The organism is Oleiphilus sp. HI0067, from assembly GCF_001635735.1.
The window spans coordinates 1-978 of sequence record NZ_LWFI01001152.1 but is presented as its reverse complement, the minus strand read 5'-3'; the positions used below and the strand labels follow the sequence as shown (position 1 = coordinate 978).

General features: G+C 43.7%; 1 protein-coding gene and 1 pseudogene. Both read right to left on the bottom strand.

Translation table 11 applies throughout. The features are described 5' to 3' along the window. A pseudogene (locus A3739_RS16780) lies at positions 1-389 on the bottom strand (alpha/beta hydrolase); the annotation flags it as partial. Positions 390-534: 145 nt separating this feature from the next. Continuing rightward, positions 535-978, bottom strand: a 444-nt coding sequence (locus A3739_RS30030; RefSeq protein WP_197472386.1) for a hypothetical protein, incomplete at its 5' end; no start/stop codon positions are given.

Genomic DNA, 978 nt, shown 5'->3' with positions numbered 1-978 from the left:
GGAAGCAAAAGTGACTGCACATAGAAACCTTCCTCAGCCATAGTGTTGCCTAAATCTGAAAAGCTATAGGGTGAGTCGCCAAGACCATGCACGAAGAGAATTGCTTTGTTTGAAGGTGCCGAGGGTCTTACTTCAAAGGGCATATTCATCGCTAGCTCTTTTGCATGATCCTCGGAAATATAGGCGCGGTGTTCACGTAACCAACGCTCACTTTCCTCAAGATAATCTGAAAAACTCGGTTGTAGATAATTGTAGTACTGAGCCGATTCATTCATCGGAATATATGGTTTGTGTGCGAGAGCTGAACAGCCAGTCGCCATGCTTAAGATTGTGATGCTTGTGAGTACAGCAAGTAAGCGGTTTCGATTTCTCTTAAGGAGTGTTTTCAAAATGGCTCGTCATCGTTGTTAGGAACACATTTGAATATTGGGACTGAAGAGAACATTTAAAGAGGGTGGGCTGGAAAACAGTATGTCATTGAAATGCATACCGTGTTCTCATGAGAAGTTGAGCTAGTTGCTTATAACTGCAAAACTACAACGCACCAGCAAGATCACTTGGTTCTGCGCGTTTGGTGTAGTCGGCATTAGTTTCAGATACGAGCGACATGAGTGTTGTGCTCATCATGTCGTTTCTGTGTTCGCCAAAGCCTAAAACTTTTGCCCAGTCATGACCAATGATGATGCACATGATGGTATAGGCGATTTGCTCGGTATTGTTTACTTGCGCCTTTTCTAAATAAGTACGAATTTCAGCAAGAAGCTCGTGGTAAACCTCGGCCAAGCGATTTGTCGTTTTATCGGTGTGTTTTGTCTGACCGATTAATCGAAACATCACCTCATTCTGTAGGCTCACCTGATGAAATTCAGCAGAACACAAAAAGCTTAGAATGTCTTCGAGTGAAGGATCTTGGTCGCTCTGAGCACTCGTGGTGATAAATGCATTTAAGGCTTGGCGATAACGCTCTGTAATGCGCTG